At 69.1% G+C, this 5,948-nt stretch carries 2 protein-coding genes and 1 pseudogene; all 3 read left to right on the forward strand.

All coding sequences use genetic code 11. From position 1 onward, the window contains the following. Positions 1-1,505, forward strand: a 1,505-nt coding sequence (locus AC08OU_RS10960; protein ID WP_476604832.1) for an AAA family ATPase, incomplete at its 5' end; no start/stop codon positions are given. Between the two features lie 345 nt (positions 1,506-1,850). Continuing rightward, a complete protein-coding gene (locus AC08OU_RS10965) occupies positions 1,851-3,317 on the forward strand; it encodes a purple acid phosphatase family protein (RefSeq protein ID WP_476601893.1) in 1,467 nt (488 codons plus the stop codon). 953 nt (positions 3,318-4,270) lie between these two features. Continuing rightward, positions 4,271-5,948 (forward strand): annotated as a pseudogene (locus tag AC08OU_RS10970) (hypothetical protein); the annotation flags it as partial.

Consider the following 5,948-nt stretch of genomic DNA (forward strand, 5'->3'; position numbering starts at 1 on the left):
CTCTCGAGCGGCGGTTCCAGCCGATCCAGGTCGCAGAGCCGTCAGTGGCGCACACGATCGAGATCCTCAAGGGGCTGCGGGACCGGTACGAGGCGCATCACCGGGTATCGATCACCGATGCCGCGCTGGTGGCGGCCGCCTCCCTGGCCGACCGTTACATCTCCGACCGGTTCCTGCCCGACAAGGCGATCGACCTGATCGACGAGGCGGGTTCGCGGATGCGCATCCGTCGGATGACCGCTCCGCCGGACCTGCGCGAGTTCGACGAGCGCATCGCCACCGTCCGCCGGGACAAGGAGTCCGCAATCGACGCGCAGGACTTCGAGAAGGCCGCGTCCCTGCGGGACAAGGAGAAGACCCTCCTCTCCGAGAAGGCGAAGCGGGAGAAGGAGTGGAAGGCCGGCGACATGGACGTCGTCGCCGAGGTGGGCGACGAGGAGATCGCCGAGGTGCTCGCCATCTGGACGGGCATCCCGGTCTTCAAGCTCACCGAGGAGGAGACCGCGCGCCTGCTGCGCATGGAGGACGAGCTACACAAGCGCGTCATCGGCCAGCAGCAGGCCATCAAGGCCGTCTCCCAGGCGATCCGGCGCACCCGTGCCGGGCTGAAGGACCCCAAGCGCCCCGGCGGTTCGTTCATCTTCGCCGGCCCGTCCGGTGTCGGTAAGACGGAGCTGTCCAAGACGCTCGCCGAGTTCCTCTTCGGTGACGAGGACGCGCTCATCCAGCTCGACATGTCCGAGTACATGGAGAAGCACACCGTCTCGCGGCTGGTGGGTTCCCCGCCCGGCTACGTCGGCTACGAGGAGGGCGGCCAACTCACCGAGCGGGTGCGGCGCAAGCCGTTCTCGGTGGTCCTGTTCGACGAGGTCGAGAAGGCGCACCCCGACGTCTTCAACACCCTCCTGCAGATCCTGGAGGACGGTCGGCTGACCGACTCCCAGGGCCGGCTGGTCGACTTCAAGAACACCGTTCTGATCATGACGTCGAACCTGGGCACCCGGGACATCTCCAAGGGCCCCGGCATCGGGTTCGCCACCGGTCAGGGCGCCGTCGACTACGAGCGGATGAAGGCGAAGGTTCAGGACGAGCTCAAGCAGCACTTCCGGCCCGAGTTCCTCAACCGGATCGACGACATCATCGTCTTCCACCAGCTGTCCGAGGCCGAGATCATCCAGATCGTCGATCTGATGCTGGCCCGGGTGGACGCCCAGCTCAAGAACAAGGACATGGCTCTCGAGCTGACGTCGGTCGCCAAGGCCCTGCTGGCGAAGAAGGGGTACGACCCGGTGCTGGGCGCCCGGCCACTGCGCCGGACGATCCAACGGGAGATCGAGGACGTGCTGTCCGAGAAGATCCTGTACGGCACGCTCAAGCCGGGCGAGATCGTCGTCGGGGACGTCGAAGGCGATGGTGACGAGGCGAAGTTCGTCTTCCGTGGCGAGGTGAAGCCGAACCAGGTGCCCGATGCCCCGCCGGTCGATCTGGCCAAGTCCAGCGAGTAGGCACTCGGGAAGTTCCGGCTGCCTCCCGGGAGGCGGCCGGTCCGGTGACCTCGCAATGGCCGGGCGTGATGGCCGGGCGTGATGGCCGGCCATCGCCGTCTCGGCCGCGTATCCGGGCTGGTCGCTCCAGAGTTGGAACACGTTCGTTCTCTCACACATCGCTCGGTCACACCGCTCAGTCGGCGACCGGTAACGGAATATGGGAAAATGTCAGCCACCGGATAACCACCTTGCCAGCCGGGGCACCTGGCGAGATCGGGTCCGGTTGCCGGCACAGCACAGGCACAACTTCATCGCCCCGAGGACGGTTCGGACTGCTGGTTCGGCGAACGGAGAGCTCCGCTGGTGACTGGTAGTCCCGACGTCGCGCTCGGCGTTCACCTGACCTTCGGCTCTGATCCCGCCACGTCCATGGTCGTCTCGTGGCTGACCCGAACTGCCGTCCCACGGCCCCAGGTACGGTTCGGCCCGGCGGATGGCGGGTCTACCGGCTCGGTGACCGCGCTCACCTGTTCCTACACGGACGCCCTGACGAACGAGGTGGTCTTCGCCCACCATGCGCACCTGTCCGGCCTCCTGCCGGCTACCGGCTACCGCTATGACGTGGGTCATGACGGGCGCTGGGGCCTGGCCCACGGGTCGTTCCGCACGGCTCCACGGCACCGGGCCGCCTTCAGCTTCACCTGCTTCGGCGACCAGGGCACCGACGAGCCGCATGACCCGTACGGCTCGGCCGCGTCACGCCACGTGGTGACCGGAGTGGAACGCCTCGCGCCGCTGTTCAACCTCGCGAACGGCGACCTGTCGTACGCCAACCAGCGCACAGATCCGGTTCGCGCCTGGTTCGACTGGTTCACGATGATCAGCTCCTCCGCCCGGTTCCGGCCGTGGATGCCCTGCAACGGCAACCATGAGACCGAGCGGGGCAACGGATCGCTGGGGCTAGCCGCCTACCAGGCCTACTTCGCCCTTCCCCAGCACGACGAGGAGGCCTACCTCGCCGGGCTCTGGTACGCGTTCACCGTCGGCAGCGTGCGGTTCGTCATGCTCAGCGCCGCCGACGTCTGCTATCAGGACAGCGGGCGGGTCTACCTCCATGGGTACACCGCCGGCCGGCAGACCTCCTGGTTGGAGCGGACCCTCAAACAGGCCCGCGCCGATTCCGGCATCGACTGGATCGTCGTCGGCATGCACCACGCCGCGGTGTCGACCGCGGCGGAGCACAACGGCGCCGACCTCGGTATCCGGGAGGAATGGCTGCCGTTGTTCGACACCTACGAGGTGGATCTGGTGCTCTGCGGCCACGAGCACCACTACGAGCGCACTCATCCGCTGCGCGGGGTCGTGCCGGACAGCGCGACCCGGACTCCCCGCCCGGTCCCCGATGCGACGACGCCCGCCCGGAAGACCGCTGACGGAGTGGGCGCCGCGGCTGTCGGCGGGGCCGGTGACCTGCTCGACACCTCGGCGGGCACCGTCCACCTGCTCGTGGGGACCGGAGGATCATCGTCGCCGTCCGCGCACGCACTGTTCGATCCACCCGCCTGCTGGGTCATCGTCGGCGTGCACGAACAGGATCCCGGCGGGTGGCATCGCCGATCGGCCCGGGCGAGGGAGGACGCGCCCTGGCTCGCCTTCCGGGCATCGGAGCATCCATACGCCTTCGCGGCTTTCGAGGTGGATCCAGGTGAACCGGGCGGCTCGACGAGCATCCGGGTGACCGTGTACGACTCCAGTGCACCGACGCCGGTCCCGTTCGACCGGTTCACCCTCGTCCGGCCACGCGCCGACGCGGCCGTGCCCACCACCTGACCGGCCACCCGACCGAGAAGCCGTCGGACGGTACGAAGCGGGCCGATTCTGATCGCCCTTCCAGCGAGACGTAGGTGTGTCCCCGAGGTGTTCTCCCCCGCACTACCGGGAGCTCAGGAATCGCGCCACGGCCATGACAACCTCGATCTCGGCCGAAGACCGTTCACCGATCGCATCGTGTGACGGTATTCAACGTCAGATCCGCCTCCCTCCGGATAGCGTCACTCGCCGTGAGATCCGTCGGATTATTGGCGCCGGAACCACCGGCCCCGCACCGATCAGCTCGATGGATCCCACCAATTCCGCGAACAAACCGCGCCCGCGGCGGCGGGCGCATCCGGAGCGATGAACGAGCCGAATAACATCACGTCAACACCTTGGCTACAACGGCGACCCACCATGCGAAAAAGGACGACCGCGGAAGTTCCCCGCGCACACGTAGACCGGCGGTACGGCAGCGGGCACTACAGAACTTCGTCGGGGGTACGACTTGGGCCCGGTTGCGATCCTTCCTCGGGCGGGAGCGACGGCACACCCCGCGGAAGGATCGCAACCGACGGGCCGACAGCGATCGCAAGGCCGATTTTTCAGGACTCCTCTGGACGTCTACCGGGTGCCAGGAATATTTTTCCGCCAGCACGCCATAATTCACCGGGACAGCACGATCAATGCCCGGCTGAGGGACCACCGTCTGGGGGGCGACCATTGGCTGAGAAGCAGCGAGCGGCCAGGGGGCTCCTGTCCTCATGCCCACCCGCTAGGACCAGGACTTTCGTGCGGGACCAACATTACGCGGCCCGGCATTACGGCCCCCGGAAGGAAGTATCACCGGCGGGTGCGAGCGGATTTGAAGACACCCGGGAAGGCGTCGCCGCCGGATCCGTCGTCCTCGGCGCTTGTCGCGGCTGGCGCGTTCAGCGACGCCGTCGGGCCCGGCGGAACGGGTGTCTACCGTGATCGATCATCTGGGGACGCCGAGGGCACGGTCCGGCTGGGCAGCGGAGGCGACGCGGCTCGACCAGATGATCTATTCCTGGTCGCGCCGGAGCAGGACGGGCGGCGAGAGTCACCTCCCGGCGGCAAGCTCCCTGGGCTCCACGGTGACCAGGTCCTGGAGCGGGCTTCTCGCCGGCGAGGTCGAGCTCGACGAGAGCCGGCTCCCCCACCCACCGTCGGCGCTCACCTACATCATCCGGTCTCCGGATCATCCCGAGACGCCGGACCATCTCACGGCGAGGGATCCGCGCCGCATCCCGGAAGCGGCGCTCGTGCACCGAATCCGGATCCCGGAACGCGGCGGCGAGAGCCGGGCCCGGCTGCGTGCCCACATCCTGATCGGCCGGGCGGACTATCTGACCGAACGGGTGAGGCTCGCGTTGTACGCGGCGGGTGGGGTCGTGGTGGGTAGCTCCCGCACCGTCCCGCGGCTGGCTCCCCTGCACCTGCGCGACCTCACCGCACGCCGACGGACGGGCGAGCGGGCCCTGCGCCAGTCGGCGCGCGGGGGGGTGCGGCGCGATCGGCTCGTCACGCTCATCGCGGCGGTACTGGCATGGTCGCGGGCCGAGCGTCCCTTCGTGGTGGCCCACACCGGTTCGGATGAGGCGCTCACGCTGATGTGGGCCCTGGTGGAGATCCTCGAAGGTGTTCTGCCCTACCGGCTGACCTTCTCCACGCATGCGACCGCCGTCCCCTCGGGCGCGCGGCACACCGACGAGCCAGGCCCGCGGTTCCTGTTCGTTCCGTTCGAACCGGCGTGTGCCGGCAACGGGGAGCCCGCCGCGATCCACGTGGATCCGCGGGGCGGGCCGGACGCTCCACCGATCATGGCCACCGCCGCCCGGCTGCTCGTGGACCTTTACGGCCGCGGTGGGATGCGGGGAATCGGCGATCTGCTGGCCCTGATCGGTGACGAGATGTTCGATCCGGGCCGGCCGGAGCCCTGGTGCCGGCAGGTGGTGGAGAACCGGGTCGGGAGGACCGCCGCGCCGCCGCCCGGCGGCGGCCTGGCCGCCCTCGCGGATACCGCGGATGCTCGGCGTACGGGCGTCCCGGGTACCGCGAGTGGTTCGGGTACCGCGAGTGGTTCGGGTACGTCGGGTCCCCCGGATCCGGCACCCCTCTCGACCACGACCGATGCCGTCGGCCTGGGACGCTCGACGGCCCCGGCAGCGCCGGGCGATCCGGCCTCGGCAGCGACGGCAGGCGCCGGATCGCTCGCCGTCCGCGAGCACCTCCGCGAACGGTACGAACGCCTGCGGGCTTCGAACTGGTCAAGCTCCGCCGAACAGGGCACGGCCGCGGACCCCGTGCGCCGTCTTTTCACCGCCATCATCGAACCGGTCGGTCTGCCGGCGGACCTGGCGAGTGCGGAGCGGCTACGCGGTCAGCTGCGCCGGGTCGCGGGGCTGCTGGCCGGCCCCGTCGCCGGCCCGGGCGGCGGGCTCGTGCCAGCGGCCCGGGCAGCGGACCCCGGGCCCCGGGAACGGTTACACAAGGAGATCGTCGGCGTCATTCTGGGCCGGCTGCGGGAGGAGGAGCCGCCTAGTACTCCAGTGACAGTGGCCGACGTGTGGTCTCTGTGTGGGGTGGCGGCGTGGCGTCCGAACGGGTGCGGCCACCGTGTGATTC

The organism is Frankia sp. CcMO1 (assembly GCF_977945845.1).